23 protein-coding genes and 1 tRNA gene are annotated in these 24,314 nt (G+C 68.0%); 14 read left to right on the forward strand and 10 right to left on the reverse strand.

From position 1 onward, the window contains the following. Window positions 1-97 precede the first annotated feature (97 nt). The 5 genes from KEG38_RS04955 (at window position 98) to KEG38_RS04975 (ending at window position 4,399) form a co-directional block, all read left to right on the forward strand. Window positions 98-802: a hypothetical protein gene (locus KEG38_RS04955; RefSeq protein WP_272417860.1), complete on the forward strand. Its 705-nt coding sequence runs from the start codon at window positions 98-100 to the stop codon at window positions 800-802. A gap of 133 nt (window positions 803-935) precedes the next feature. Next, window positions 936-1,589 carry a hypothetical protein gene (locus KEG38_RS04960; protein WP_272417861.1) on the forward strand — a complete coding sequence of 218 codons (654 nt, stop codon included), beginning with the start codon at window positions 936-938 and terminating at the stop codon, window positions 1,587-1,589. 1 nt (window position 1,590) lies between these two features. Then, a complete protein-coding gene (locus tag KEG38_RS04965) occupies window positions 1,591-2,691 on the forward strand; it encodes a hypothetical protein (protein WP_272417862.1) in 1,101 nt (366 codons plus the stop codon). Then, complete coding sequence (locus KEG38_RS04970) at window positions 2,688-3,236, forward strand: hypothetical protein (RefSeq protein ID WP_272417863.1); 549 nt, start codon at window positions 2,688-2,690, stop codon at window positions 3,234-3,236. Before KEG38_RS04965 ends, KEG38_RS04970 begins: the two co-directional genes overlap by 4 nt. Before the next feature lie 890 nt (window positions 3,237-4,126). Next, window positions 4,127-4,399, forward strand: a complete 273-nt coding sequence (locus KEG38_RS04975; protein ID WP_272417864.1) for a hypothetical protein — start codon at window positions 4,127-4,129, stop codon at window positions 4,397-4,399. 34 nt (window positions 4,400-4,433) lie between these two features. Here KEG38_RS04975 and KEG38_RS04980 read toward each other — a convergent pair whose 3' ends face one another. After that, window positions 4,434-4,712, reverse strand: a complete 279-nt coding sequence (locus KEG38_RS04980) for a hypothetical protein (RefSeq protein WP_272417865.1) — start codon at window positions 4,710-4,712, stop codon at window positions 4,434-4,436. A 119-nt stretch (window positions 4,713-4,831) separates the two neighbouring features. On the opposite strand from KEG38_RS04980, the gene KEG38_RS04985 reads away from it, so the two are divergent. The 3 genes from KEG38_RS04985 (at window position 4,832) to KEG38_RS04995 (ending at window position 7,923) form a co-directional block, all read left to right on the forward strand. After that, window positions 4,832-6,859 carry an HTTM domain-containing protein gene (locus KEG38_RS04985; RefSeq protein WP_272417866.1) on the forward strand — a complete coding sequence of 676 codons (2,028 nt, stop codon included), beginning with the start codon at window positions 4,832-4,834 and terminating at the stop codon, window positions 6,857-6,859. 71 nt (window positions 6,860-6,930) lie between these two features. Then, window positions 6,931-7,006: transfer RNA gene (locus KEG38_RS04990), tRNA-Ala, on the forward strand. A gap of 281 nt (window positions 7,007-7,287) precedes the next feature. After that, on the forward strand, window positions 7,288-7,923 hold the full coding sequence (locus KEG38_RS04995) for a DUF4360 domain-containing protein (protein WP_272417867.1): 636 nt from the start codon (window positions 7,288-7,290) through the stop codon (window positions 7,921-7,923). A 64-nt stretch (window positions 7,924-7,987) separates the two neighbouring features. Here the strand turns inward: KEG38_RS04995 and KEG38_RS05000 are convergent, their stop codons facing one another. Beyond that, window positions 7,988-8,611: a histidine phosphatase family protein gene (locus KEG38_RS05000; RefSeq protein WP_272417868.1), complete on the reverse strand. Its 624-nt coding sequence runs from the start codon at window positions 8,609-8,611 to the stop codon at window positions 7,988-7,990. A 210-nt stretch (window positions 8,612-8,821) separates the two neighbouring features. On the opposite strand from KEG38_RS05000, the gene KEG38_RS05005 reads away from it, so the two are divergent. After that, window positions 8,822-12,739, forward strand: a complete 3,918-nt coding sequence (locus KEG38_RS05005; RefSeq protein ID WP_272417869.1) for an isopeptide-forming domain-containing fimbrial protein — start codon at window positions 8,822-8,824, stop codon at window positions 12,737-12,739. 72 nt (window positions 12,740-12,811) lie between these two features. Here the strand turns inward: KEG38_RS05005 and KEG38_RS05010 are convergent, their stop codons facing one another. Next, on the reverse strand, window positions 12,812-13,996 hold the full coding sequence (locus tag KEG38_RS05010) for a hypothetical protein (protein WP_272417870.1): 1,185 nt from the start codon (window positions 13,994-13,996) through the stop codon (window positions 12,812-12,814). A 174-nt stretch (window positions 13,997-14,170) separates the two neighbouring features. On the opposite strand from KEG38_RS05010, the gene KEG38_RS05015 reads away from it, so the two are divergent. After that, the gene (locus KEG38_RS05015) at window positions 14,171-14,725 is read left to right on the forward strand and encodes a GNAT family N-acetyltransferase (RefSeq protein WP_272417871.1); all 555 of its coding nucleotides are present in this window, start codon (window positions 14,171-14,173) and stop codon (window positions 14,723-14,725) included. Window positions 14,726-14,730: 5 nt separating this feature from the next. Here KEG38_RS05015 and KEG38_RS05020 read toward each other — a convergent pair whose 3' ends face one another. Both KEG38_RS05020 and KEG38_RS05025 read right to left on the reverse strand, forming a co-directional pair. Beyond that, complete coding sequence (locus KEG38_RS05020) at window positions 14,731-15,609, reverse strand: 1-acyl-sn-glycerol-3-phosphate acyltransferase (RefSeq protein ID WP_272417872.1); 879 nt, start codon at window positions 15,607-15,609, stop codon at window positions 14,731-14,733. Beyond that, complete coding sequence (locus tag KEG38_RS05025; protein WP_272417874.1) at window positions 15,606-16,496, reverse strand: alpha/beta fold hydrolase; 891 nt, start codon at window positions 16,494-16,496, stop codon at window positions 15,606-15,608. The genes KEG38_RS05020 and KEG38_RS05025 overlap by 4 nt, the downstream gene beginning before the upstream one ends. Before the next feature lie 269 nt (window positions 16,497-16,765). Here KEG38_RS05025 and KEG38_RS05030 point away from each other — a divergent pair, with 269 nt between their 5' ends. Genes KEG38_RS05030 through KEG38_RS05040 form a run of 3 tightly spaced genes read left to right on the forward strand, consistent with a single transcriptional unit; the run spans window position 16,766 to window position 18,967 of the window. Beyond that, window positions 16,766-17,290: a hypothetical protein gene (locus KEG38_RS05030; protein WP_272417875.1), complete on the forward strand. Its 525-nt coding sequence runs from the start codon at window positions 16,766-16,768 to the stop codon at window positions 17,288-17,290. 37 nt (window positions 17,291-17,327) lie between these two features. After that, window positions 17,328-18,272, forward strand: a complete 945-nt coding sequence (locus KEG38_RS05035) for an ABC transporter permease (protein ID WP_272417876.1) — start codon at window positions 17,328-17,330, stop codon at window positions 18,270-18,272. Continuing rightward, window positions 18,269-18,967: a hypothetical protein gene (locus KEG38_RS05040; protein ID WP_272417877.1), complete on the forward strand. Its 699-nt coding sequence runs from the start codon at window positions 18,269-18,271 to the stop codon at window positions 18,965-18,967. Before KEG38_RS05035 ends, KEG38_RS05040 begins: the two co-directional genes overlap by 4 nt. 1 nt (window position 18,968) lies before the next feature. Here the strand turns inward: KEG38_RS05040 and KEG38_RS05045 are convergent, their stop codons facing one another. The 3 genes from KEG38_RS05045 to KEG38_RS05055 are packed head-to-tail and all read right to left on the reverse strand — an operon-like array spanning window position 18,969 to window position 20,780. Then, entirely contained in the window at window positions 18,969-19,853 is an 885-nt protein-coding gene (locus KEG38_RS05045; protein ID WP_272417878.1) for a hypothetical protein, read from the reverse strand. Window positions 19,854-19,908: 55 nt separating this feature from the next. After that, on the reverse strand, window positions 19,909-20,475 hold the full coding sequence (gene orn, locus KEG38_RS05050; protein ID WP_272417880.1) for an oligoribonuclease: 567 nt from the start codon (window positions 20,473-20,475) through the stop codon (window positions 19,909-19,911). A 14-nt stretch (window positions 20,476-20,489) separates the two neighbouring features. Further along, on the reverse strand, window positions 20,490-20,780 hold the full coding sequence (locus KEG38_RS05055) for a hypothetical protein (RefSeq protein ID WP_272417881.1): 291 nt from the start codon (window positions 20,778-20,780) through the stop codon (window positions 20,490-20,492). 3 nt (window positions 20,781-20,783) lie between these two features. Here KEG38_RS05055 and KEG38_RS05060 point away from each other — a divergent pair, with 3 nt between their 5' ends. After that, entirely contained in the window at window positions 20,784-21,710 is a 927-nt protein-coding gene (locus tag KEG38_RS05060; protein WP_272417882.1) for a cation diffusion facilitator family transporter, read from the forward strand. 3 nt (window positions 21,711-21,713) lie between these two features. On the opposite strand, the gene KEG38_RS05065 is transcribed toward KEG38_RS05060, so the two are convergent. Together KEG38_RS05065 and KEG38_RS05070 are read right to left on the reverse strand one after the other, a co-directional pair. After that, window positions 21,714-22,922, reverse strand: a complete 1,209-nt coding sequence (locus tag KEG38_RS05065) for a CAP domain-containing protein (protein WP_272417883.1) — start codon at window positions 22,920-22,922, stop codon at window positions 21,714-21,716. A 19-nt stretch (window positions 22,923-22,941) separates the two neighbouring features. Further along, entirely contained in the window at window positions 22,942-24,252 is a 1,311-nt protein-coding gene (locus tag KEG38_RS05070) for a tetratricopeptide repeat protein (protein ID WP_272417884.1), read from the reverse strand. Between the last annotated feature and the right edge of the window lie 62 nt (window positions 24,253-24,314).

Below are 24,314 nucleotides of genomic sequence, written 5' to 3' on the forward strand. Positions count from 1 at the left end.
CATGAGATGACCCTCCGTACGTCTCACGGCCCGCACGGCCGCAGCGGCCTGCGCTTTCTCGACACTCCGCATCCCCTTTTGGAAGGAGGATTCCTCGATGCAATCGCCCACGCGTGACACCCCCGTCTCGAAATGCTCCGAGCTTGCGCGTTACTCCGCCCGAATGCTCGGTAAATTCAGCGCCAATGCCGTGCTCGTCGGCCTCGCCGAGAAGATGACGTGCGGCGAGGCGGAGCTCATCGCGGCGCAAGTCGTTTACGAGGAGGCCGTCAAGGCCATTCTTCCCGCGCGGGTCGACGTCAAATACGAGAACCACGTCTCCGATCGCCGCGTCCGCATCTCGCTCCAGAAGGCCGAGATCGCCGACGGCAGGAGCGGCGGGCGTATCGCGGGCATGGTCTTCCCCGAGGGATCTGGCGTGATCACGAGGCTGCTCGGCGAATCGCAGGTGCAGGCGATGATCGACCTCGAAGGCCGCCTCGCCGCCGCGGCGCCATTTTGGCCGGAGGCGGAGGCCGAGAGGCTCGTCATTGCGGCGCACAGGCAGCAATATCAGGTCGCGCTCGCGAGCCGGAAGGTCGCGGCGCAGAAGGCGCGGGACGCGCGGGCGGCGAGGGACGCGGCGAAGGAGAAGTTTCTCCTCGTATACACCGAGGTGATGAGCCGCCTCGTGGCCGAGTTTCCTCGCGATAGAGTCACGCAGGACCTCTTCTTCGACGAGGTCCGCACGAGGTCGGCCCTCGCCGCCGCCGATACGGGCGCAGGCGACGAGGCGCTCGAAACCGATCCCGCACAGGGCTGACGCCGCCGCCCGCCGCGATGGTGGACGCCATTCGCGCTCCATTGTTCGCGGCGAAGGCGAAGCAGACGCCGGAAGGCTGAGGCTTGGGGGGAGCGGGTTGATTTCCTTGTCAAACCCGTGAGAACATGCCCGCATGAACCCGCTCCTCCGCGCTGTGGCGATCGGGGTGTTCGCCCTCGTTCTCCCGAGCTGTTCGATCATGGACCCGGATGACCGGCAGGCGCTGCGCGACCGTCTGGCCGCGATGGCGCCGGAGGACATGGTCCTCTTGCGGCGCACGGTTCTGAACGCCAAGGGGCTCAACTACTTTCAGCAAAGGCCAAGCAACGATCAGGTGGGACGCCTCTTCTGCCGCGAGTATGCCGATGGTCAGTGGGGCGACTGGAAGGAAGAGAAGCGCTGGGAAGTCAAGGATGTCATTGAGTGTCTCATGACGGACGGCCTCGCGGTGACCTTCATCTTGTGCAAAGACAAATTTCTGTATACAGAGATGTCGAAGAAGAAGGGGGACATTATGGCGCAGCAGATCCCCGGCAAGGATGCGGAGTGCCGATTCGACTTCGATTGGCGGTACGAACCCGAGAAACTCCCTGAGGAGATCTGGAAGGAAGAATCGATCTCGTTCGACGACGTGATCGACGTGCTGGTCAGCCTCCCCGCGCCGCCGCCGGGATTCATCGCGCCTGAGCTTGTGCCCCTGCTTTGCCCGCTCGGTGCCGGGCCTGGGTGGGGGTGCCCGAGCGATCCGGCTACCGAAGGGGATCCGCCGCCGGAAGGAGGGGGTTGACGTGGAGCCGAAAGGACCTCCTCACAGCATCGCGAAAGGACCGTGCGCCGCGCTCGAGGCTGAGCTCCAGAAGGAGTGGTTTTTCCGGAAGGATCCGGCCGAGAGGGCTGCAATTGCGGACGCGCGCGCCCAGGTCGTTCTCTTGGCCTATCGAGATCCCCTTCCGGAAGAGGATGCGGAGTGGGCCCGCCTGCATCGTGAACGTTCGAAACGGGATCCAGAGCCGGCGCGCCGCGATTTTGCTGGGAGGTGCGCGTACAAGGGATACCTCGAAAGCACGGGCGGCACCTTCGAGGGCCGTGCGGCACCATGGGACAGCATCGATCGTGAACCATGGTGCGCGTTCGGCTACCACGTGTGGAAAGCCCCTGAAGACGAGCCCGAACACGAGACGCTCGCGGCTGCCCTCACCGCGTATGGGAACCGCGCCGGCCAGCCGGCGCCGCCGCCGTCGGAGCCCTGGCTCGCGGCCGCTCGCGCCGTCCGGAAGAATTTCCCCAAGCCGACGCCGCCACCATCCCGAGAGGCCGTGATGGAGGCCGCGCGAAAATGGCTCACGAGCCCGGAGGAGCGGACGCAGCGCCGGAGGGCGGAGGCCGAGGCGAAGATCCGCCCGATTGCGCCAGGACCGAGCGCCGCGCGTGAGGCAGAGCTCGCGAAAAAACTTTCGTGGGTCGAGGATCCTGCCGAAAAGGAAGCGCTCATGGCGGAGTACAAGGCGCTCATGAGCCGGGCCAAAAAAGACCCCGTCCCCGAGGAGGACGCGGAATGGGCCCTCATTCATCGGGAGTGGGATCAAGATTGGCTGCGAGAGTTTCGCCCCGCGCGCAGGGGCATCGCCGCCAAGCTTGCCTACCGCGCGTATTGCGAGACCGAGGGTATCCCCGTAGACGAGAAGGTGCTCGCGACGCGCCTCCCGGACGAGTTCTATTTCGTTGGCGATCGGATGATCGATAAGTTCGAGGAGCCCGAACAGGAGACACTCGCTGCGGTCCTTGCCGTCTATGTGAGGCGCACCGGCAAACCGCCTCCGCGCCCCTCGGAAGCCTGGCTTGCCGCAATCCGCAAGGTCCGCGAAGTCCTCCCGAAGCCCAAACCATGATTCCCCGCGTCACGATTGGGCTCTGCGCGCCCTTCCTCGCCGCGTCCCTCCACGCCGCCACGGCCCACGCCGATCCCGCCCCGTGGCAATTCGACGTAAAAGCCTCCTACGTCGTCCTCGGCGACCACGCCCAGCGCTCGACCGGCGGCCTCATGCCGTCCCTCTCCGCCCGCCGCACCTTTGCCCTGCGCGAAAACGTATCCCTCGGCCTCGGCGCTCATCTCGGCGCTTTCGGCCTCTTCCGCGACTCCGCCTGGATGGGCATCCTCGGAGGCCCCCTCCTGAGCGCTGGCTATCGACCCTCCCGCGCCCCCTTGTCCTTCGAGCTCGCCGCGCACCTCGATTTCGGCCGCGTCCCCGTCTGCAATGCGTGGGGCCTCTGCTCGCGGTATCTCGGCTTCTTCCCCGCGGTTCACCTCGGGCTTGCCTACACGCTCGCGAAGCACCTCGCCCTCGTCGCCGCCTGCGGCGTGCGCTTCCTCCGCACGCTCGCGTGGACCGGCGTGAGCGTGGAGCCCGCGGTCGCTGGCAGGTTTTCCTTCTGAGCGACTTGTCAAGGCACAACGGAGAGCGGGAAACGAGCGGCGAAGGTGAAAGCGGATACGGGCTTGACGGGTGGAAACACGGAGAGATAGCGTACGGGAATGAGGAGGCCGATGAGGTACGCCGTCGCGATGAGCATGCTCGTGCTGGCTGCCATGCTGATGGTCGGTGGATGCACGACGGATCCTGACCTCGGGGTCGATGCGGGCGTCGCGCAAAGCTATTGATGCACGCTGAGGTGAACGCGTGCATCAATAGCTGTTACAAAGCCGATCAGGGGCTGCCATGTCGTATGTGCGGCCGCCGTAATGGTGCGCAGTGCGACGCGGATGCTGGTTATAGCTTCTACTCATGCCTCGGGGACTGAGCGTCGTGGGGCTCGCATGGGCGCCCTCCTGCATCATCTTGAGTGCGGGTCTTGTCCTGCTCGCAGGTTGTAGCCCCCGGGAAAAGAAGAAGGGCCGGTACGATGCATACGATGGCGGCGTTCCGCCGTTTCGGGAGGAGTGTATCGTACCGGGGGACAACTGTTATCGTGACTGCCACGATCGAGAGGCCAGCGTCACGTGTGTAGGATGCTGCCGCGATCAGGATTTTTTGTGCAACACGCAGCAGCAGCATTCCTTCGAGTCGTGTAAGACCGTGAAGTGATCGAGCACTCTGTTGACGTATGGCTGGGCGCCGGGTGCACCGCCGGAAGCCACTCGCCTCCCGGACGAGCTCTATTTCGTTGGCGATCGGATGATCGATAAGTTCGAGGAGCCCGAACAGGAGGCACTCGCTGCGGTCCTCGCCGTGTATGCGAGGCGCACCGGCAAAGCGCCGCCCCGCCCTCGGAAGCCTGGCTCGCCGCAATCCGCAAGGTCCGCGAAGTTCTACCGAAGCCCAAACCATGATTCCCCGCGTCATGATTGGGCTCTGCGCGCCCTTCCTCGCCGCGTCCCTCCACGCCGCCACGGCCCACGCCGATCCCCACCCGTGGCAATTCGACGTAAAAGCCTCTTACGTCGTCCTCGGCGACCACGCCAAGCGCTCCACCGGCGGCCTCATGCCCTCTCTGAAGCACCTCGCCCTCGTCGCCGCCTGCGGCCTGCGCTTCCTCCGCACGCTCGCGTGGACCGGCGTGAGCGTGGAGCCCGCGGTCGCCGGCAGGTTTTCCTTCTGAGCGACTTGTCAAGGCCCAACGGAGAGCGGCTTTGCTACGCCCCGCCCGTTCGAGCGCTCTCCTCGGCCGGCGTGGCATCTCCCGGCGTCGACCCCGCTTCGGTCCGGGATCTCCACACGTGGTGGATCAAGATCAGCGCGGCGATCACCCACGCGATCTGCGTTGCCCGATGCTCCAGCAGCCGGTCGAGCAGGACCTGCCGTGCGTAGTCCCATATCCTCGGCCCGCGCGGCGTCTCTCCGGGGATCAGGCATAACACCCCTGCGAGGAAGGCGCTCCAGGCCAGGGTCTTCCGTTCCGTAGCGGTAAGCATGCGATAGCCCCGCCCTCGATACGCGGGATCGCGCCGAGCCTAACGCAAATTTCCCGCGTAAGGGAAGGGAAGTGAAGGGGTGCGGCGCCTCGAAATTCGCGCTAATGGGGGGACGCCCCATGAGCTCCGCCACAGGCCAGCCGCCCCTCGACGCAAGCACGGCCCCCGAAGCCCTCGACGAAGCGCCGGAAGAGGCCTCCGAAGCCGCGCCCAGCGCCGCTTTCGAGACGCCCAAGGGCCTCGGGTGGCTCTCGTGGCACCTCCAGGGCTACTGGACGATCATCCGCGACGTCTACCTCTCGATCGACCGGCGGACCCTCGGCTTCGCCCGGATCATGCTCGGCTTCCTCCTCGTCACGGACCTCTTCCGGCGCACGCCGGACTGGCTCCACATGTACTCGGACAAGGGGGTCCTGCCGACGCACCTGAACCTCTTCCGGCCTCAGGCCTGGGGCGCGTTCACCCTCTTCAATGCCTTCTCCACCGCCCCCGAGCTCTGGGCCCTCTGGGCGGTCCTCCTCGTCACGTTCACCTGCGTCCTCGTCGGCTACAAGACGCGGATCGCCCACGTGCTCGCCGCGATCTTCGTGGCCAGCATGAATGGCCGCATCCTGCTCATCGAGAATGGCGGATACGTCGTTTTCAACCTCCTCGTGATGTGGACCGCGTTCCTCCCGATGGGGGACCGCTTCTCCGTCGACGCCCTGCTCGACTCGATGCGCCGCCGCAAAGAGGCGAACGCGGACGAGCTCAACGACCGCACGAACCTCATCGAGCCGCGCAAGCTCACGCCCCACGTCTCGCTCGTGGCCGGCGTCATCCTCCTCCAGATCTGCGCCATTTATTACTTCAACGTCATTCACAAGACCGGCACGGCCTGGAAAAACGGCACGGCGGTTCATTACGTGCTCTGGGTCGACCGCATGGTCACGCCGATCGTGGCGGCCGTGCGTGGCCTCGTCCCGCCCGCGCTCATCATCGTCGGCACGAAGTTCGTCCTGATGGCCGAGGCCACGATCCCGATCTGCCTCGCCTCGCCGCTCGGCCGCGCCTGGGCCCGCCGGCTCGCCGTCGCGCTCATGTGCATCCTGCACATCGGCTTCGGCGCGACGTTCGTCCTCGGCCCCTTCGCCTGGGCAATGTGCGTCTTCTCCACGCTGCTCTTCACCACCGACGACTGGGACCTCGCCGTCCGCACGATGCGCCGCACGCATCGCGCGCGTGTCGTCCTCTTCGACGCCTCGTCCGGCGCCTCGCTCTGGCTCTGCCGTGTCTTGAAGCGCCTCGACCGCTACGAGCTCCTCACGTTCCGCGCCGAGGAAGGCCTCACGCGTGGCATCGCGGTGGAGCGCCCGAAGGACCATGCGCGCCTCGAGCAGAGCGCCGCGCTCGCCGACATCGTCGCGGCCTTGCCGCTCGGGCCCACGGTGGCCTGGCTCTTCCGCGTCCCTGGCCTCTCGCACCTCGTCGACGCGATCTGGAACGCCGTCACCACGCGTGACGTCTCGCGTGTCTTCGGCCTGCGTGTCCCGCGCGCGCCGGGCCCCGTCACCCTCACCGAGCCCTCGCCGCTTCGCCGCAAGGTCGGTCGGTTCGTCGTGACGCTGCGCGAGCTCGCGGTCGTCGCGATGCTCGCGGGCGCGGTGAACCAGGCGATGGTCGAGCTCTGGGTCGTCAACCGCCGCATCAAGGTCCCGCACCCCGAGCCCTTGCGCGTCCTCGCGCAGAAGATGCGGTACTTGCAGGGCTGGTTCATGTTCTCGCCGAACCCCGTGATGGACGACGGCACGATCATCGTCGACGCGAAGACCATCGACGGCCGCTCGATCGACCCGTTCACCGGCAAGCCGCCGGAGTTCGACCTCACGAAGGCGCAGAGCCTCCGGTACAACCAGATCTGGAGCGACTACTTCAACCGCATCCACCTGCCGGCGAACTCCGCGTACCGGGACGCGATGCGGGACTTCATCTTCCGCTACCCGGAGCGCACGGGGCGCCCGGAGGACACGATCGTCTCGGGGGACGTGTACTGGATCCAGGACATGAACCCGCCCTTCGGCAAGACGGCGTCGTACAAGCTGGAGAAGAACAAGCTGTTCTCCTTCGAAAACCCGGCCGCTCGCTCGCAGGCGCGGTCCGGAGGCTGACCGAACCGCCGAAACAAAACTTTCGTCTTGACTCGCGAGGCTCAATCAGTAGAGTCCCGCGAGTCGCTGACGGGCCTGTAGCTCAGTTGGGAGAGCGCTAGAATCGCACTCTAGAGGTCGCAGGTTCGATCCCTGTCAGGTCCACCAAGAAAAACCCGCAGCGAGATCAAACGCCGTGTTCCCGAGCTGGAACACGGCGTTTTTCGTTTTCCGCGCGCTCCTTGCTCGGGCGCACGCTGGCGCGTTCGAAAACGCGGGAAAGGAAGCGCGCGAAGAGCGCCGTCCGAGGCTTGCGACCGCCTGCTCGGCTCCTCAGGTTCGCGATCGGACGGCACGGAGGAGGCGGTCTGGGCGGACCCCTGCGCCTTCGTCGTGCCCATACACCGCCGCGGGCCGAACACCCGCGAGCGATCTGGGGGGACATCATCATGAAGAAGCTGCTCGTTGCGTTCGTCGCGGCCGGTTCGACCGTCCTCGGCATCTCGCAGCAGGCCAACGCAGAGCCTTACGAGCTCGTCGAGCCGCCCGAGGGCGTCGAGATCCGCGGGCTCGTGTACAACGGAACCGGCTGCCCGCAGAGCTCGGTCGCCGGCACCCTCTCCGAGGACCGCAAGGCCCTCGAGCTCATCTTCGGGGCCTTCACCGCCGAGGCGAGCCCGCTCGGACTGCCGAGCGAGGCGCGCAAGTTCTGCCAGCTCACGGTCGATATGGCCTTCCCGCAGGGCTACAGCTACTCGCTCGTCTCGGCCGACTACCGCGGCTTCGCCGAACTCGGGGCGGCCGTCGTCGGCACGCAGACGTCGAGTTACTACTTCACCGGCGGCTTCGGGCGCACCTTCCGCACCAAGCTCGTCGGTCCCTTCTCGGAAAACTACTTCCGCCGCGACGACCTCACCCTCGAGGCCGTGGTGTGGTCGCCGTGCGGCGCGAGCCGTCCGCTCAACATCAGCACGCAGGCGGCCGTCTCGACGCTCGCGAACCGCTCGGGCAGCGGCCTCATGACCGTCGACTCGGTGAGCCTCGTCGTGCGGCAGACGTACGGCATCGCCTGGCGCAAGTGCTGACGCGATCCGCGTGAACGAACGGCGGGCCTCCGGACGTGTGTTCGTCCGGGGGCCCGCGCTCGTTTCAGGTCAAACCTTCGAGGTGGCTGCGGTCGTTGATGCAGAGGATGCGCACGGTGTCCTCGTGGCGCTCGACGCGCTGGACCGAGCAGTTGTCCACGCGGAAGACGACCGGTGGCGGCTGCGAAGCCGGCACGCCGAGCAGGTGGTAGAGGAGCTGGTTGATCGCCACGCCGTGGCTGACGAGCACGATCCGGCCCTCGACGCCGCGGGCGAAGAGGCCCTCGACGAAGCCTGAGATCCGGGCCCGGCAATCGGCGTTCGACTCGCCGCCCGGGGGGCGGAAGAGCGGGTCGCGCGCGAGCAGCGCCCGCCACACGTCGGGATGGCGCGCCTCGATGTCGGCGAACGACGTGCCGGTCAGATCGCCGAAATTGCGCTCACGTAGAGCCGGGTCCGCGACGAGCGGAACGCCTGATTTTTCGACGAGGGGCGCCGCCGTTTCCAGGGCCCGCGGCAGATCACTCGCGAAGATCGCGGTGACTGGCTTCTCCGTGATCCGCCGGGCCACGGCCTCGGCTTCGCGGCGCCCGCGGTCGGTGAGCGGTGAGGGGCCGTGCCCCGTGAAGACACGATCCCGGTTTCCCTCCGACTGACCGTGGCGAACGATGATGAGTTCGATGTGCATGGTGCGAGAGCGACTGTGCTCGCGCTCAGCATAACGCGTCCGCAAGGGGTGAGGACCACGAGCCGCACGTGATTGATGCCTGTAGGCATCGAGATGAATTCTTCTTCATGCAGCAGGATCGCGCTTCTTGCCGGGATGACGCGCGGATTGACTGCTGGTACGGAACTTGATGATAAACGGGGGTTGCATCCGATTGCTTGGAGAGGACGCATGAGAAGAAGAACGGCTCTCAGCGGTATCGTCGCCACGCTCATCTGCGGGGCGGCGGGGACCGTGAGCGCAGAACCGGCGCAGCGTTTCCAGGTCACCCAGCGGGGTGACTTCGTTTTGATCGGCAACACGCTCGCGCAGGACTGTGGTCCTGGAGTCCCCGTGCCGATCGCCGGAAACGTCGGCGCCTGCGGCACGAACACGAACGACTCGGCGCCTGACGTGTACTGGCAAGCGGACGCGCAGGCCTCCGCGAGCACGATGGTGAGCGCGAGTTCCGCGAGGACGACCGCGCAACTGACCCTGCCGATCGGCGCCACCGTGACGCATGCATACCTCTACTGGGCTGCGCGCAGTCCGACCGGGGTGGCCGATCTCGAAGTGACCCTCGATGATCCCCTGGGCGACTTCACCCACAACATCACGGCGATCGACTCTGTGCTCGGGGATCCGCTCTCGAACATCAGCGGGTACTACCAGTCGGTCGCCGACATCACGGCGTACGTGCAGCAGTACGGCTCGGGCCCCTACCGCGTGAGCGGCGTCGACACGGTGGCGCTGAACAACCTCAACAACAACTCGGTGTTCGCCGGCTGGTGGATGGTCGTCGTCTACGAGCTCCAGAGCGAGCCGCCGCGCAACATCACGCTCTTCGACGGCTTCGACGAGGTCAGCAGCGAAAACCAGGATGGCATCGCGGCGACGATCTCCGGCTTCGCCGTGCCGCTCGCGGCCTACAACGCGAAGCTCGGCGTCGTCGCGTACGAGGGCGATGATCAGCAAGGGGGAGACAGCCTGAGCTGGAACGCGCTCCCGCTCTCGGACGCCTCCAACCTCGCCACCAACTTCTTCAACGGCACGCGCTCACGCCTCGGCACGCCCGTCTCGGTGATGGGAGATCTGCCGCAGCTCACGGGCGCCGCGCGGAGCATGAGCGGCATCGATCTCGACATCCTCGACATCACGAGCATCGTCACGCCCGGCTCGACCTCGGCCGAGCTCGTCGCGAAGACGTCGAGCGACGGCTACATCCTCGGCGGCTTCATCACCGCGATCTCCACGCTCAAGCCGAACTTCACCTCGTCCGCGAAGAGCGTCGCCGATCTGAACGGCGGCGTGGTCAACCCCGACGACGAGCTCGAGTACACGATCGTCGTCAGCAACACGGGCGACGACACCTCGAAGGAGACGGTTCTCTCCGACAAACTCCCCGCCGAAGTGACCTACGTCCCGGGCTCGCTCGAGGTCGTCACGGGCCCGAACATGGGCGCGAAGACGGACGCGAACGCCGACGATCAAGGCGAGTTCGACGCGGCCACGAGCACGGTGATCGTTCGTCTCGGCACGGGCGCGAACGCCACCGTCGGCGGTAACCTCAACGTCGGTGAGACGACGACGATCCGTTTCCGCGTCAAGGTGAATCCCGGCGTCGGCGGCAGCATCGTGAACCAGGCCGTGATCAACGCGAGCGGCACGCAAGGCGCGCCCGCCGAGGACACGCCCACCGACGGCAACGGCGGCGATCCCGGCGCGCCTCCCACGGTGATCATCGTCGACTCCGACGGCGACGGCCTCTCGAACGACGAGGAGGAAGCCGGCGGCACGGACCCGAACGACGCCGACTCCGACGACGACGGCGTGATCGACGGCCAAGAGCCGCAGTGGAACGTCGACTCCGACGGCGACGGCCTCATCAACGCGCTCGACCCCGACAGCGACAACGACGGCCTGCTCGACGGCACCGAGCTCGGCCTCGGCTGCGACAATCCCGCGACCAATGCCTCGGCCGGCGCGTGCCGCCCCGATGCGGACATGGGCGCGACGACGACCGATCCGCTCGACGCCGACACCGACAACGGCGGCGTGAGCGACGGCTCCGAGGACGCAGACCTCGACGGCAAGATCAATCAGGGCGAGGGCAACCCGCTCGATCCGAGCGACGACAACACGATCAACGACAGCGACGGCGACGGCCTCTCCGACATCGTCGAGGGCACGCTCGGCTCGAATCCGAACGACGCCGACAGCGACGACGACGGCGTCATCGACGGCCAGGAGCCGAACCCGTCGATCGACACCGACGGCGACGGCGTGCCCAACGTGCTCGACGCCGACAGCGACAACGACGGCCTCTTCGACGGCACCGAGCTCGGGTTCGACTGTTCGAACCCCGCGACCGACACGACGGCCGGCACCTGCAAGCCGGACGCGGATAGCGGCGCGACGAAGACGAGCCCGATCGACGCCGACACGGACGACGGCGGCGTGTCCGATGGTTCGGAGGACGGGAACCTCAACGGCCAGATCGATCCGGGCGAGGGGGATCCGAACGTCGCCGCCGACGACAGCACCGTCGTCGACACGGACAACGACGGCCTCTCCGACGTCGTCGAAGGTACGCTCGGCACCGATCCGAACGACGCCGACACGGACGACGACGGCGTGCCCGACGGGCAAGAGCCGAACCCCGCCGAGGACTCGGACGGCGACGGCCTCATCAACGCGCTCGATCCTGACAGCGACAACGACGGCCTGCTCGACGGCACCGAGCTCGGCTACGACTGCAAGGCGCCCGGCACGAACGAGGTCTTCTGCGTGCCCGACGCCGACATGGGCGCGACGAAGACGAGCCCGATCGACGCCGACACGGACAACGGCGGCGTGAAGGACGGCTCGGAGGACGGAAACCTCAACGGCCAGATCGATCCGGGCGAGAAGGATCCGAACGATCCGAGCGACGACAGCGTCATCATCGACGCGGACGGCGATGGCCTCTCCGATGACCTCGAAGAGCACCTCGGCTCGGATCCGAACGACGCGGACACGGACGACGACGGCGTGGCCGACGGCGCCGAGCCGAACCCGTCGTTCGACACGGATGGCGACGGCACGCCGAACATCGCCGACGCCGACAGCGACAACGACGGCCTGTTCGACGGCACCGAGCTCGGCCTCGGCTGCGACAGCCCCGCGACCGATCCGAACGCTGGCCGCTGCGTGCCCGACGGCGACATGGGCGCGACGAAGACGAGCCCGCTCGACGCGGACACGGACGACGGCGGCATCTCCGACGGCTCCGAGGATTGGAACCTCAACGGCGTCGTCGATCCGGGCGAGGGCGATCCGAACAATCCCGGCGATGACAACACCGTCGTCGACACGGACGGCGACGGTCTCGGCGACGATCTCGAGGACTTCCTCGGCTCGGATCCGAACGACGCGGACACCGACGACGACGGCGTGATCGACGGCAAGGAGCCGAACCCGAGCGACGACTCGGACGGCGACGGCATCAAGAACGTCGTCGATCCGGACAGCGACAACGACGGCCTGCCCGACGGTCTCGAGCTCGGGTTCGACTGCTCGAACCCGGCGACGGATGCGGCGGCGAACATCTGCAAGCCCGACGCGGACGGCGGCGCCACGACGACGAGCCCGATCGACGCGGATACGGACAACGGCGGCATCCCCGACGGCGCCGAGGACGCGAACGGCAACGGCGCGGTCGACGCCGGCGAGACCGATCCGACGAACCCCGGCGACGACATCTCATGCAACACGGACGCCGATTGCGGCAACGCGACGAGCGGCATGGTCTGCAACGAGAGCAAGGCTTGCGTCGAGGGTTGCCGTGGCAGTGATGGCAACGGTTGCCCGACGGGGCTCGAGTGCACCTCGATGGACAGCAGCATCGGGCAGTGCGTCGATCCGACCGGCGTGGGCGGCGCAGGCGGTGAGGGTGGCGCAGGCGGCGCAGGCGGTGCGGGTGGCACGGGCGGCGCCGCTGCGGACGGCGTCCAGCTCAGCGGTGGTTGCGCGGGTTGCACGGTCGCGGCCGACGATGACGCCTCGCGTGGCCTGCTCGCGGCGCTCGGCGCGGCGCTCCTCGCGTTCGGCCGTCGTCGCCGGCGCGCCTGAGGCCATGAACAAGGGGCTCGGCCTTCCGCGCCGAGCCCCTCCTTCCCCTCGTTCATCTCTCCAAACCTGAGCTCACTTGCAGCAGAAGGTCACCGCGCCTTCGGGCGTGACCTCGCCTGTCGGCGCGCCGCCCGTCGGGGTGCACGAGCCGCTCGGCATGGCCGGGACTTGCTCGACCGACCACGAGTTCGAGTCGAGCTGCCCGCTCACGTTCCTGCACGTGTTGCTGTCGACCGCGATCCGGGCGGTGCTGGCGCCCTCGGCCACGCACATGTCGAGATCATAAAAGACGTACTGCCCGCCCGTGCACGTCGTGTCGGACTCGCACGCGCATGCGCTGCACGCGCGCGTGTCCGTGGCGCTCTTGTAACTCACGACCTGCGTGAAGCCGTTGGGGCACGCGTGCTCGCCCTCCTGCCGGAGGCAGAGGCTCTCCGTGTCCGCGGCGGGCTTCGGCGCGCACGCCGAGCCGGCGCCGCAGCCACCGTTCGAGGTCTTGGCGTCGCACACCGTGATCTTGCCGGCGAAGGGCTCCTTGTTCTGGAAATCGCTCACCGAGGGCGGACAGCTCCCGGGCGAGGTCACCATCGCCGTCCCGTTCAGCCGGCACGAGAGCGAGATGGCAAAGCCGAGCAGGTTCGTCGGCTTGGCGCAGGCGCCGTTCTGGAACGCGCCCGACCAGCTCTCGCCGCCGCCGAAGCAATTGTTCGAGTTCGTATGACACTGCAGGCCCGGGGTCGAGCACGCCGCGCCTTGCAGATCGCCGCACGTACACGCCGAACACTCGGCCGCGCCCGCGGGATCCGTGAAGAGCTCCTCGGGCTGGAAGCCGGGTTCGCAGGACGTGGGCGTCGCGTCCCCTTCTGCGGTCCACGTGTACGACCATCCCGCCGGTGCCTCGTCCACGCAGGTAAAACCTTCCGTGCAATCGGCATCTGCGCAGTCGACATCGCCGTCGCCGTCGTTGTCCGCGCCGTCGAGGCAGTCCTCGGACCCGCTCATCCCGGCGCCTGCGCCACCTTGCCCGCCCCCGCCGCCGCCTTGCCCGCCGCCGCCTTGCCCGCCGGAGCCGCCGGGTCCCGCGTTCGTGGTGTTTCCTGCGCCGGCGCTCCCGCCGCCGGTCTGGAACACGTCCGACGTATCGGTTCCGCATCCGAAGAGCGACGCACCGAGCAGGGTGAGCGCGCCGCCTGCCATGGCGGTGGAGGCGACGATGGAGAGACGCAATGTGCGACGAGGCCGAACGCGGCTGAACATGGTTAAGCTCCCGGGTTTTCGAAGGATTCGAACGACCCCGAGAGATACCGTGAAACCTGGGATTCGAGAAGGATCGTCGCGCACCCTACCTGCATCCATTGCGCGAGGGGACGACTGCCCTTAGCATCGCGACCCTCGCGGACTGCCCCCGCGGTTTTCTTCGATGCGATGACGATGGCCTTCTCTGCGGTTTCGCGCCCTTCCCAGGTCCTGCTCGTGCCGCCTCGTGCTGCGCATGCGCACCTCTGGTTCGGCTGGCGGAGCGAGGCGCACGCCCAAAGGCACATGCCGATCGAGCCCTGGTCGGTCGACGCGCTGCGCCGAAGGCTCGTCGCGTCGACGCCGGACCTCTCGGACCCGGAGAAGCAGGAGCACCGCTGGATCGTGCAGTGGCAGGAGGAGTGCGTGGGGATCGTCTCGATCCTGCGGCCGAGCTTCCGCCTCGGCCACGCCGAGCTCAGCTACCACGTCGCGCAGGCCCACCATCGCCGAGGCATCGCCACGCACGCGGTGGCGGCGCTCATCGATCGCGTCTTCGAGCAGACCGACCTCGCGCGGCTCTACGCGTACATCAGCGAACCGAACCGGCCCTCGCGCAGGCTCGCGGAGAAGCTCGGCTTCGTGCACGAGGGCACGCTGCGCGAGCATTTCATGATCCACGGACGCCGCGTGGATCAGTGCATCTACGGCCTGCTCCGGCGCGAGTGGGTCTCGCCGCGCAAGCGCTGAACGGCTCAGCCGATGACGGGGTACTTGCGCTCGTCGTAGAGCTCGCCGAGGCGCTTGCGCATGCGGCCGACGACGAGGTCGAAGCCGGCCTGCACGATCTCCGGATCGGAGGCGTGGTGCGGCGCGAGGTCCCTCCCGAGCGCCTCGGAGAGGTGGATCGGGGGCAGGACCTCGGTCGTGATTTTCGCGGGCAGCGGGATTTGCGGCAGGAACGGCAGCGCCCAGATGCCCCAGGGCAGCCCCGCGAGGACCGGCCAGATGTCGGCGGAGCGCACGATCTTCGGGATTCCGATCGCCTTGGCGAACTCGTGGCCGCCGGAGAGGACGACGACGGTTTCGTGGGAGCCGGCGGAGACCACGGGCGTGATGGGCAGGTTCCAGCGGATTGCCTGCGCGATAAAGCCTTTGCGGCCGCCGAGGTCGATGTTCGCGCGGTGCCAGAAGGGGCGGAACGACTCGCGGGCGGCGCCGGGAAAAATCAGGACGGATTGCCCGCGCTCGAGCACGGCGTCCATGGCGTTGCGATCGGCGCGGAGCAGCCCCGAATCCGCGAGCAGCTTGGAGAACGGATCCCACAGGCTGTGCAGGAGATCGTGCGTGAGGACGTAGAGGGGACGGTCGAATCCGAAATGGTCGTACCAGTGGACCCCGAGGCAGAGACCATTGATCGGCAGCACGCCGCCGTCGTGATGGGAGACGATGATCGTTTGGGACGACGGGAGTCGCTCGGCGCCTCGAATCTCGCTACGGAAATACGATTTCACGATCCGCGAGATGATGCGGTGCGAGCGCCGGACGACCTCGGTCCGGATCTCGGGAACGGTATGGCCGTATTTTCGTGGACTGCGGGACGCGCTCGAATGCTGCGCGGCTTCGAATTTCATGCGAGGATCGTCCTGGTCACCTCGGGCACGATCACGGAACCAAAGAATCCCTCGATCGTCCGGACGACCTCGTCCGGGCACTCGATCATGGGCAAGTGGCCGCACCCAGGAATGACTCTCATTATAACCCTGGGTAGCTTGGCCGCCACCTCCGCCGCGCTTTCCCGCGGAATCAACCGATCTCGTTCTCCCCATACGACCAGGACTGGCATGCCGAAGCGATGCGCATTCTCCAGGATCGTCGGGGACACCAGATCCTTCGCCAGGTCGTGAAATACCTTCGCCATTTCATCCATCGTCGGGTGAATGGGCCGGTCGAGGGAATCTTTCACGAATTTCTCGGTATACTCGTTTCGAGCGACGAACACATGGTCGAGCATCGGCATCGCCAAGCGGTCGAGCGTGCGCGACAGGAGCCACGGCTGAAGCAGCGTCTCGGCGAGCCACGGGGTGAACGGCGGGTACCTGCGCATCCCCGCCGAGCCGATGAGCACGAGCCGCTCGACCCGATCGGGCGCACGGAGCGCCGCCTCCGCCACGACCTGCCCCCCGGCCGAGTGCCCGACGAGCGTCACCCGGCGCATCCCACGCTCATCCAGCCATTCCAGGAGCGTGTCGGCGTAACCGGCGATCGTGTTCCGCGTCGTCGGTTTGTACGAGAGCCCGCAGCCCGGAAGATCGAGCCCAGCGAGGCGAAATCGCCCGGCGAAGGGCTTCACGACATGCTCGAAGTGCGTGAAATCACCCACGAGTCCGTGGACGAACACCACGCTTTCACCCTCTCCCGCGTCGAAGTAAGCGACGCTCCCACGCCGGAGCGCGGCGAAGCGCGTAGGGAACGGAAACGACTGCGAACGCCCCTGACCCAGACCACCGGTGACGACCACGGGCCGGAGGGTAGTAACGAGCCGGGCGACGTCGAGCGAAACCATTCGCCTGGGCGCGCGTCCGGGTCGGGTAGCAAGCCACGCCGAACCCGTGAAATATTGCCCACATCACGCAACCACACGAAGGAAAGCTTTTTCGAGGGATGCACGTGGGGGCTCGACGGCGCGCCCACATGGAAGTACATACGCCGCTCGCTCGGCCTCGATCCGGGGCTGGAACGGGCAAGATGACACCTCCTCGAAATCGCCGACGGTCGACCTCTCTTCGGGTGGAATCGGAAAACCACGGCGAGCCGGGCTTTGTGCAGGCCAGCCGCGACGCGCAGGTCGATTGGGTCTTCGAGATCCTGTTCGGCAAGGGCGCGCTCGACAGGGACGATGCGATCGGGCAAGCGCTCGACGCGCTCGTGCTGCTCGGCCTCGCCGACGAGGAGGACGAAGCGAAGAAGGCCAAAGCGCGCATCGCCGTGGAGCGAGCGATCGACAACGGCCTGCGCGCGGGCCGCTTCGATCGGCCGAAGCGCGGCCAGATCCGCGCCATTCGTACCGACGCGAAGGACTATTCGTCCGAGGATTGGACGCTCTGCCTGATGAACGCGCTCGACCGCGAGCCGACCGATCGTGACGCGGCCTTGCGCTTCGCCGCGTACTGGGCGGCGTCGAACACGGGTCTCTCGTTTGCGCGTTTGCAGCGCGGCGGCTCGATCTTGACGGGCCTCGACGCTGCGCTCGAGTCGGCTCTGCGGCGTGGTCGCTTCCTCGACGTGGGCGGCGGCTGCGTGCGCAAGGTCTGACAGGAACGACCGATCGCTTCGTGATACGTTCCGCGCCATGTTCGGCCGGATCGGCGTCATCGCCCTGAACACGTACCGCGAGGCGGTGCGCGCGCGCATCTTGCTCGGGCTCGCGGTCGTGGCCTTCTTCGTGTCGCTCTACTCGCTCGTGGTCGGCGCCTTCACGCTGAAGAACGCGCCGCGCGTCGTGAGTGACCTCGGCGCGGCGTCGATCTCGATCTTCAGCTTGCTCGTGGCGATCGTCATCGGCGCGACCTCGCTCTACCGCGAGCTCGAACAGAAGACGCTCTTTCCGATCCTGGCCCGACCGATCCGCCGCAGCGAGTACCTCGTCGGCAAGTACCTCGGCACGCTGCTCACGATCGTGGTCTTCGTCATGGCCGACGCGGGCCTCGTGCTCCTGCTCAGCGCGGGCCTCGGCGCGGGCGACTCGGCCGCGCACCTCTCTCGCATCGCAGGCGGCGGGCTCGGCTGGCTCGTGCTCATGGGCCTCGTCGGCTGGCGGATCCCGTCGATGCGCACCTACGGCGTGATCCCGTGGGCCGCGGGCATGCTCGTGCTCGGCGTGGTCCTCTCGGGCGTCGCGCCGGACGAGCGGCGCGTCGTGCTCGCGTCGAGCGTGCTCACGCTCCTCGAGATCGCCATCGTTGCCGCGGCGGCCACGCTCTTCGCCTCGTTCTCCACGCCGTTCCTTTCGGCGCTTTTGACGCTCGGCGTGTGGATCGTGGGCCGGCAGGCCGACAGCCTTTCGCGACTGCCGGTGAAACAATTCGGACAACAAATTCACGACATGGGTGTCGTGCTTTCGAAGATCGTACCGAACCTGCAAATCTTCGTGCCGCCGCGGCCGCTGCTCGTGGGCGCGGCGATCGATGTGAAGTTATCTTCGTACCTCGGCATGGCTTCGCTCACGTCGCTCGGCTGGTCGATGGGGCTTTTGGCCGTGGCTGCGCTCGTCTTCAACGAGCGTGATTTCCTGTGAGCGACGCAGCCCCCACGACTTCGATTTCGCCCGAGCGCGCGCGCTTCGTCACGCGTGTCGTGCGCGCGCTCGGGGCCGCGGCGATCGTCGGGCTCCTCGTCGGCGCGGTGACGGCGCGTGTCGTGTGGTCGGGCGAGTCGGAGATCGCCGAGAGCACGGCGGCTTTGCGGCACGGCAACGCGTACGAGGCCACGGTGCGGGCGCGGAGGGCCGCGGGCTGGTATGCGCCGGGCGCGCCGCACGTGCGGGTCGCCTACGAGCGGCTCGCGTCGATTGCCACGACGGCCGAAGGTCTCGGCGATCGGGATCTCGCGCTCCTCGCTTGGCGCGGCATCCGCACGGCGGCGATCGAGACGCGCTGGCTCCTCGTGCCGCACAAGGAGGACCTCGACCGCGCGAACCTGGCCATCGCGCGGATCGAGGCTGCGGCGCCGCGTCCGCCGGGCACGCGGACCGAGCCGCCCCAGCGCATCGAAGAAAAGCAGCTCGCGGCGCTGCTCCGCGACGAGGCTCCGCGCACGCCGTGGGTCGTCCTCTTGCTCGTCGCGTTCGTCGCGTGGGCGGGCGGCGCGGCGTGGGCCGTGCGCCGTTCGAGTGCTTCCCCGGACGGCATCGATCTCGCGCGGGCGCGGGCGGGCGTGTTCGTTGCGCTTGCCGGCGTGCTCTTGTGGGTGCTCGCGCTCTGGCGCGCTTGATTCAGCGTTTGGCGAGGTCCATTTCCGCGGGCACGCTCGTCCCGGGCGAGAACGCGACGACGGGCGAGGGCAGGAGCTTCGGCTTCGGCTGTGCGCCGTGCGTGGCCTCGGCGAAGGCGACGAGCGCGTTCGTCTGCACGTGCACGCGTTTGGCGAGCGAGCGCGCCCCATCGGCGGCGATCTTCCCTTGTTCCTCCTTGTGCGAGCGTGCCGCGCCGATCATCTGCTCCTTCTTCGACACGCGCAGCGGCTCGGTCACCGAAAACAGGATCGTTCCTGTGCGTACGTCGAGGAAATCGGCCTGGGCGATCCCCTGGCTCTCCACGGTCACGCCTGGCGCGAAGAACATGCCGAGCACGGTCGGATAGAGCCACGCCCAGCCGTTCAGGTGCGTGCTGTCCTCGAAGCGCTCCGAATAAAGCACGAGATACCTGAGCCGGTAGCGGGCGGCGATCACGCGCAGCCCCTCGATTCCGCCCACGTTCGGCAGGTCCGTCGAGATGTCCGTGACCTGCGAGAAATGGGGATTTCCCGCGAGCGCCTTGGCGAAATGGTGCGACGCCGTGTTGCGGAGGCCGAGGGACGGCGATCCTTTGGGATCAAAGGGTTCCGCCAGGGGAATCACGCCAATGCGTGCGGGGAGCTGCAGATCGATCGGCGCTTCGAGCACGGTTTGCAGGTCCTGCTCGGTGAGCGCGCCGGTCACGTCCTTCGTGAAGTACGAGCGCTGGAGCGCGGGCGCGGTGGGCGCCACCATTTCGGGCCGCGCGGCGGCGTAGGCCTGGGGCTCGGCCACGGGTGACGGCGCGCCGCCGCAGCCGGCGAGAAGGGCGATCGAGGCGAGGACGGGGGCGATTGTCGAGGCGAGGCGGCTCAGGGCGATCATGGCGGGTATCCGTTCTCCGTGGCGTGTGCATGAGAACGAGATCGCCGCCTTCGCCTTACACCGGGATCGTCAGGCGCGCGAGGGGCGCGAAGAGCAGCTTCTGGTAATGGGCGAGCTCCTCGATCGATTCGCGGATGTCATCGAGCGCGCGGTGCGTCTCCTTCTTCTTCGGCGCCTGCCGCTCTGGACACCACCGCTTCACGAGCTCCTTCAACGTGGACACGTCGATCATGCGGTAATGCAGGTGCGCCACGAACGCGGGCATGTAGCGCTCGAGGAACTCGCGGTCCTTCCAGACGGAGTTGCCGCAGAGCGGCGCCGTCCCCTTCGTCACGTGCTTCTGCACGAAGGCGAGCGTTTGCGCGGCGGCGTCGTCGAGGGTGACCCTCGAGGTCGGGATCCGTTCGAGCAGCCCCGAGCGCGCGTGCAGCTCGCGGACGAAGTCGTTCATCGTGGCGAGCACCTCGGGCGGCTGGTGGATGACGAGGTTCGGCCCTTCTTCCACGACGCGAAGGTTACAATCCGTGATGATCGTCGCGATCTCGACGATCGCGCAGCGCTGTGGATCGAGCCCTGTCATCTCGAGGTCCACCCACACGAGGCGGTCCGACGGTTCGGCCATGGGGCGGAGCATAGTCAACGAAGCCCGCCCCCCGCCAAGTTTTGACCCGCTCGGCTCGCCCGCGTGCGCGTCCTCGCGTCCGGGCGCGTCGATCGGTGCCTTCGCTCGCTCCCGAATGGACTACCCTCCCGGCCATGGCCCGTGCGGCGCACCCCGATGAACACGCGCATCACGACCACGCGCATCACGATGGTCACGATCACGACCACGATCACGACCACCACGACGATCACGACCACGCGCACGACGAACGCGCGAAGGGCGACGCGCACCACGACCACGGCCACGACCACGGCCACGCGCACGGCTTGAGCGAGCTACGGCGCACGCCGATCCGGCGGCTCGTCCTGGCGTTCACGATCACGGCCGGCTTCATGGTCGTCGAGGCGATCGTCGGCTTTTTGTCGGGCAGCCTCGCGCTCCTCGCGGACGCGGGCCACATGCTCGCGGATGCGGCCGCGCTCGCGCTCGCCATGATCGCGCAGCGCATCGCCTCGCAGCAGCGCACGCGCGCCCGCACGTACGGCTATCGCCGCGCCGAGGTGCTCGCGGCCTTCGCGAACGGCGTCGCGCTTGCGCTCACGGCCGTGTGGATCTTCGGCGAGGCCGTGCAACGGTTCAACGAGCCGCGCCCAATCGACGGCACGGCCATGACGGCGACCGCGGCGGCCGGCCTCGTCGTCAACCTCGTCGCCGCGGCGGTGCTCTCGTTCGGCGACAAGGGGCACAACATCAACACCCGCGCGGCGCTCGCGCACGTCCTCTCCGACGCGCTCGGCTCCGTCGGGGCGATCGTGGGCGGCGTGCTCGTCCTCTCGCTCGGCTGGACCCGGGCCGACCCGATCATCAGCGGCGTCATCGCGCTCTTGATCTGCTGGGGTGGCTTCAAGCTCGTGCGTGACACCTCGCACGTGCTCATGGAGGGCAGCCCCATCGAGATCGACATCGCCCACGTGGAGGAGACGCTCCTCAAGGTCCCGGGCGTCGTGGGCTTCCACGACCTGCACGTCTGGTCGATCTCGGAGGGCTTCGACGTGCTCACGGTGCACATCGTCATCGCCCGCGGCTTCCACGGCACCGACGTCGTCCAGGCCGTCGCCGCGCGCATGCGCGAGGCCCACGGCCTCGAGCACTGCACCATCCAGCCCGAGCCCTCCTCCGAGCCCCAGCTCGTCCCCCTTCGCCGCAAGTCCCAGGGGGAAAACCCTTCGACCTCCAACGAAGGGAAACCCTGAACGTTACGATCCGGAGAACATCTCCGTCACCCAGAACGACCCATCCGCCCCGCGCGACACCGCCACCCCCACGCGGGTGAACTTCTCGAGGAGCAAATTCCCTCGGTGTGACGGGCTCGCCCAGAGCGCCCGATGCGCGTTCGGCAGCGAGCTCGCGCTCGCCACGTTTTCCCCGGCGATCGCCGCCTGGATCCCCGCCGCCTCGATGCGCTTGCGTGGATCGCCCCCGCCCACGTCGTGGCCGACGAGCCGCGTCTTCATCATCTCCTCGGAGTGCGCCCGCGCCACCTTGTCGAGCGCCGCGTCCCGCACGAGCGGCTTGCGACCTTCGGCGATACGCGCCGCGTTGATCATGCGCAGCATCGCGTCCGCGTCGTCCTTCGCGCCTGCCGCGGCCTCCTCGCCCGGCACCGCGGCTCGAACGAACTCGCTCGGCGGCTTTTGCCCGGCGTAGATCGTCGTTTCCAGCACCGGCCGCGGCCCCGTCGACACCGTCGCGAGCACCTGCACGAGCCACGCGCCCGGCTGGTCCACCGAGAACGTCGACCGGATCTTCCCGCCCGACAGCGAGCTCGGCACCGTGCGCGGCGCCGCGCGTGGCCCGAGCAGCACGACCTGCACGCCCGAGGCCGGCACGAGCATCGTCCCTTCCAGCGTGATCCACTGCCCCACGCGCGCCGTCGTCGTCACTGGCGCCATGTCCGCGAGCGCGTCGAACGTGATCACCGTCGCGACCGACGCCCCGCCTTCGCCGTCGAGCTTCGCCACCCCGCACCGGCGCGCGCCGAGCGAACGAAGGCCGTTGATCCACCCCTTGAAGCGCGTCTCCGTGTCCGCGTCGTCGAGGTTCACTCCGGAGAGCGACCACGCCTTCGGCCACACGTGCGGGTCTCCCGCGGCGCGCAGCGCGAAGGCGAGCTCATCGGCCGTCAGCGCGCTCGCCCCGTCGAGCTGGCGCCGCGCCACGATCCCCGCGACCTCCATGAGCGCGCTGTCCGCGGGCCCGCAGAGGCCGAGCAGTGGAGCCTCGCGCGAACCGGTCTTCGCGGCGGGGTGGGGGGACGAAACGGTGGGCTTCCAGGTGACGCGCAGCGCGCCGGCCTGGGCGGAGGCGACGAGCGGTAGCACGAGTGCGGCCAGGGCGGGCAGCGAGCAAACGAGCGCGTGGAGGCGGGACGGACCTCGGTGCAATCGACGCGAATGAGCGTTCATCGACGATCTCCGGGTGGGGTCAACGCGCCGCTGTGTACACCCCTTGCGCGGGGTCGGCGACGAGCGGCGTGCCGAGCATCGTGCGTTCGACGTACCGCACCATGGCCTCATGCACCTCGCGTGGCGCGCCGCGCGCCCGCTCGGGACGGTACCGGCCCAGGATCTCGGTCATGACGTACCCGCCGAGACCTTCCTCGTGGGCGACCTCGAGCAGCGCCTCCATCGCCGGATCGACCGCCGCGCCCTCCTTGGACATCCGCGCGGCGACGTACGCCCCGATCGCCGATTCCATGCAGATGAGCTCTTCCATCATCGTGAGGTGGTAGGGCACGTCCTCGGGCTGCTCGAAGATCCGCGCGCGGACCTCGGGCTCGTAGCGCATCACGGCGCGGCAGCCGGCGTAGATCCGCGCGGGATCGCCGCCCGAGGAGCCGACGTGGATCGCGCCCACGTCGTCGACGTCGAGGAAGACGCGGAAGAGGGGAAGGCGCGTGTGACGCGACGAGACCAGGCCGTTCGAGAGCCGGTCGGCGAGATCGAGCGCGCGGCGCGAGGCGGGCCAGAAGGCGATGGCCTCGGCGACCCGGCGACGCGCCTCGTCGCGATCGGTCCGTTTCTCTGCGAGCTCGGCGAGCCGGAGATGCGCCGTCGCGAGCGTCGGGTCGATACGGAGCGCCTCTTCGAACGCCTCGCGCGCTTCCTTCGGCTGGTTTTGCGCGACGAGCATTTCCCCGAGCTCCAGGGCAATCCCCGCGGCCCGCGTGAACCCGAGCGCGGCGCGGAACGCCTCGGCGGCGGCCTTCGTATCACCCGCGTCGCGCTTCGATCGGGCCGTCGCGAGCGACGCTTTCGCCTCGTCCGACAATTTTACCGCGGTCAGCGTGAGCGCGCGCTCCTTGCGAACCACCTCCGCCGTTTGCCACGGGTCCGGCTCTGCGGCCGGGGGCGGCCCGTACTGCGCCACCAGGTTCGCGAGCTCGGGCGCCGCGTTGTCGAGCGCGTACAAGCGCGGCGATTTGTCGATCACCGTGACGATCAACGTCGAGAACCGGATCGTTCTCCGTAGATCGTCGAGGCGCGCCGGGCCCGCGTACTGGAAGCGGTGCAGGTCCGGATAGACGCGCGCCGCGGGCACCTGAATCGGCGTCTCGACCGGGGCGAGCAGGGCGCGCTGCGCCGCGGAGTACGCGGGGAGCCACGCTGGCCGATCGCCGTTCACCTGCGTTTCTGCGGCCGGCGCGTCGGGGGCGGGCGTCATCGGCGCGGCGCCGGCACAGCCCATGCCGCCGAGCGCGAACGTCACGAGCGCTGCCCGAGCTACGCCACGCATGCTTCTGGTGGTAGCAAATTTCGGCGCGCCTGACACCCTCGGTGACCACGCCCCGGCTGCAA

Origin of the sequence: Polyangium jinanense (assembly GCF_028435265.1) — a bacterium.
GTDB lineage: Bacteria > Myxococcota_A > Polyangia > Polyangiales > Polyangiaceae > Polyangium > Polyangium jinanense.

Coding starts and splice junctions, on each gene's coding strand:
- KEG38_RS04955 (WP_272417860.1), top strand. CDS start 98: ATGCAATCGCCCACGCGTGACACCCCCGTCTCGAAATGCTCCGAGCTT.
- KEG38_RS04960 (WP_272417861.1), top strand. CDS start 936: ATGAACCCGCTCCTCCGCGCTGTGGCGATCGGGGTGTTCGCCCTCGTT.
- KEG38_RS04970 (WP_272417863.1), top strand. CDS start 2,688: ATGATTCCCCGCGTCACGATTGGGCTCTGCGCGCCCTTCCTCGCCGCG.
- KEG38_RS04975 (WP_272417864.1), top strand. CDS start 4,127: ATGATTCCCCGCGTCATGATTGGGCTCTGCGCGCCCTTCCTCGCCGCG.
- KEG38_RS04980 (WP_272417865.1), bottom strand. CDS start 4,712: ATGCTTACCGCTACGGAACGGAAGACCCTGGCCTGGAGCGCCTTCCTC.
- KEG38_RS04985 (WP_272417866.1), top strand. CDS start 4,832: ATGAGCTCCGCCACAGGCCAGCCGCCCCTCGACGCAAGCACGGCCCCC.
- KEG38_RS04995 (WP_272417867.1), top strand. CDS start 7,288: ATGAAGAAGCTGCTCGTTGCGTTCGTCGCGGCCGGTTCGACCGTCCTC.
- KEG38_RS05000 (WP_272417868.1), bottom strand. CDS start 8,611: ATGCACATCGAACTCATCATCGTTCGCCACGGTCAGTCGGAGGGAAAC.
- KEG38_RS05005 (WP_272417869.1), top strand. CDS start 8,822: ATGAGAAGAAGAACGGCTCTCAGCGGTATCGTCGCCACGCTCATCTGC.
- KEG38_RS05010 (WP_272417870.1), bottom strand. CDS start 13,996: ATGTTCAGCCGCGTTCGGCCTCGTCGCACATTGCGTCTCTCCATCGTC.
- KEG38_RS05015 (WP_272417871.1), top strand. CDS start 14,171: ATGGCCTTCTCTGCGGTTTCGCGCCCTTCCCAGGTCCTGCTCGTGCCG.
- KEG38_RS05020 (WP_272417872.1), bottom strand. CDS start 15,609: ATGAAATTCGAAGCCGCGCAGCATTCGAGCGCGTCCCGCAGTCCACGA.
- KEG38_RS05035 (WP_272417876.1), top strand. CDS start 17,328: ATGTTCGGCCGGATCGGCGTCATCGCCCTGAACACGTACCGCGAGGCG.
- KEG38_RS05045 (WP_272417878.1), bottom strand. CDS start 19,853: ATGATCGCCCTGAGCCGCCTCGCCTCGACAATCGCCCCCGTCCTCGCC.
- orn (WP_272417880.1), bottom strand. CDS start 20,475: ATGGCCGAACCGTCGGACCGCCTCGTGTGGGTGGACCTCGAGATGACA.
- KEG38_RS05065 (WP_272417883.1), bottom strand. CDS start 22,922: ATGAACGCTCATTCGCGTCGATTGCACCGAGGTCCGTCCCGCCTCCAC.
- KEG38_RS05070 (WP_272417884.1), bottom strand. CDS start 24,252: ATGCGTGGCGTAGCTCGGGCAGCGCTCGTGACGTTCGCGCTCGGCGGC.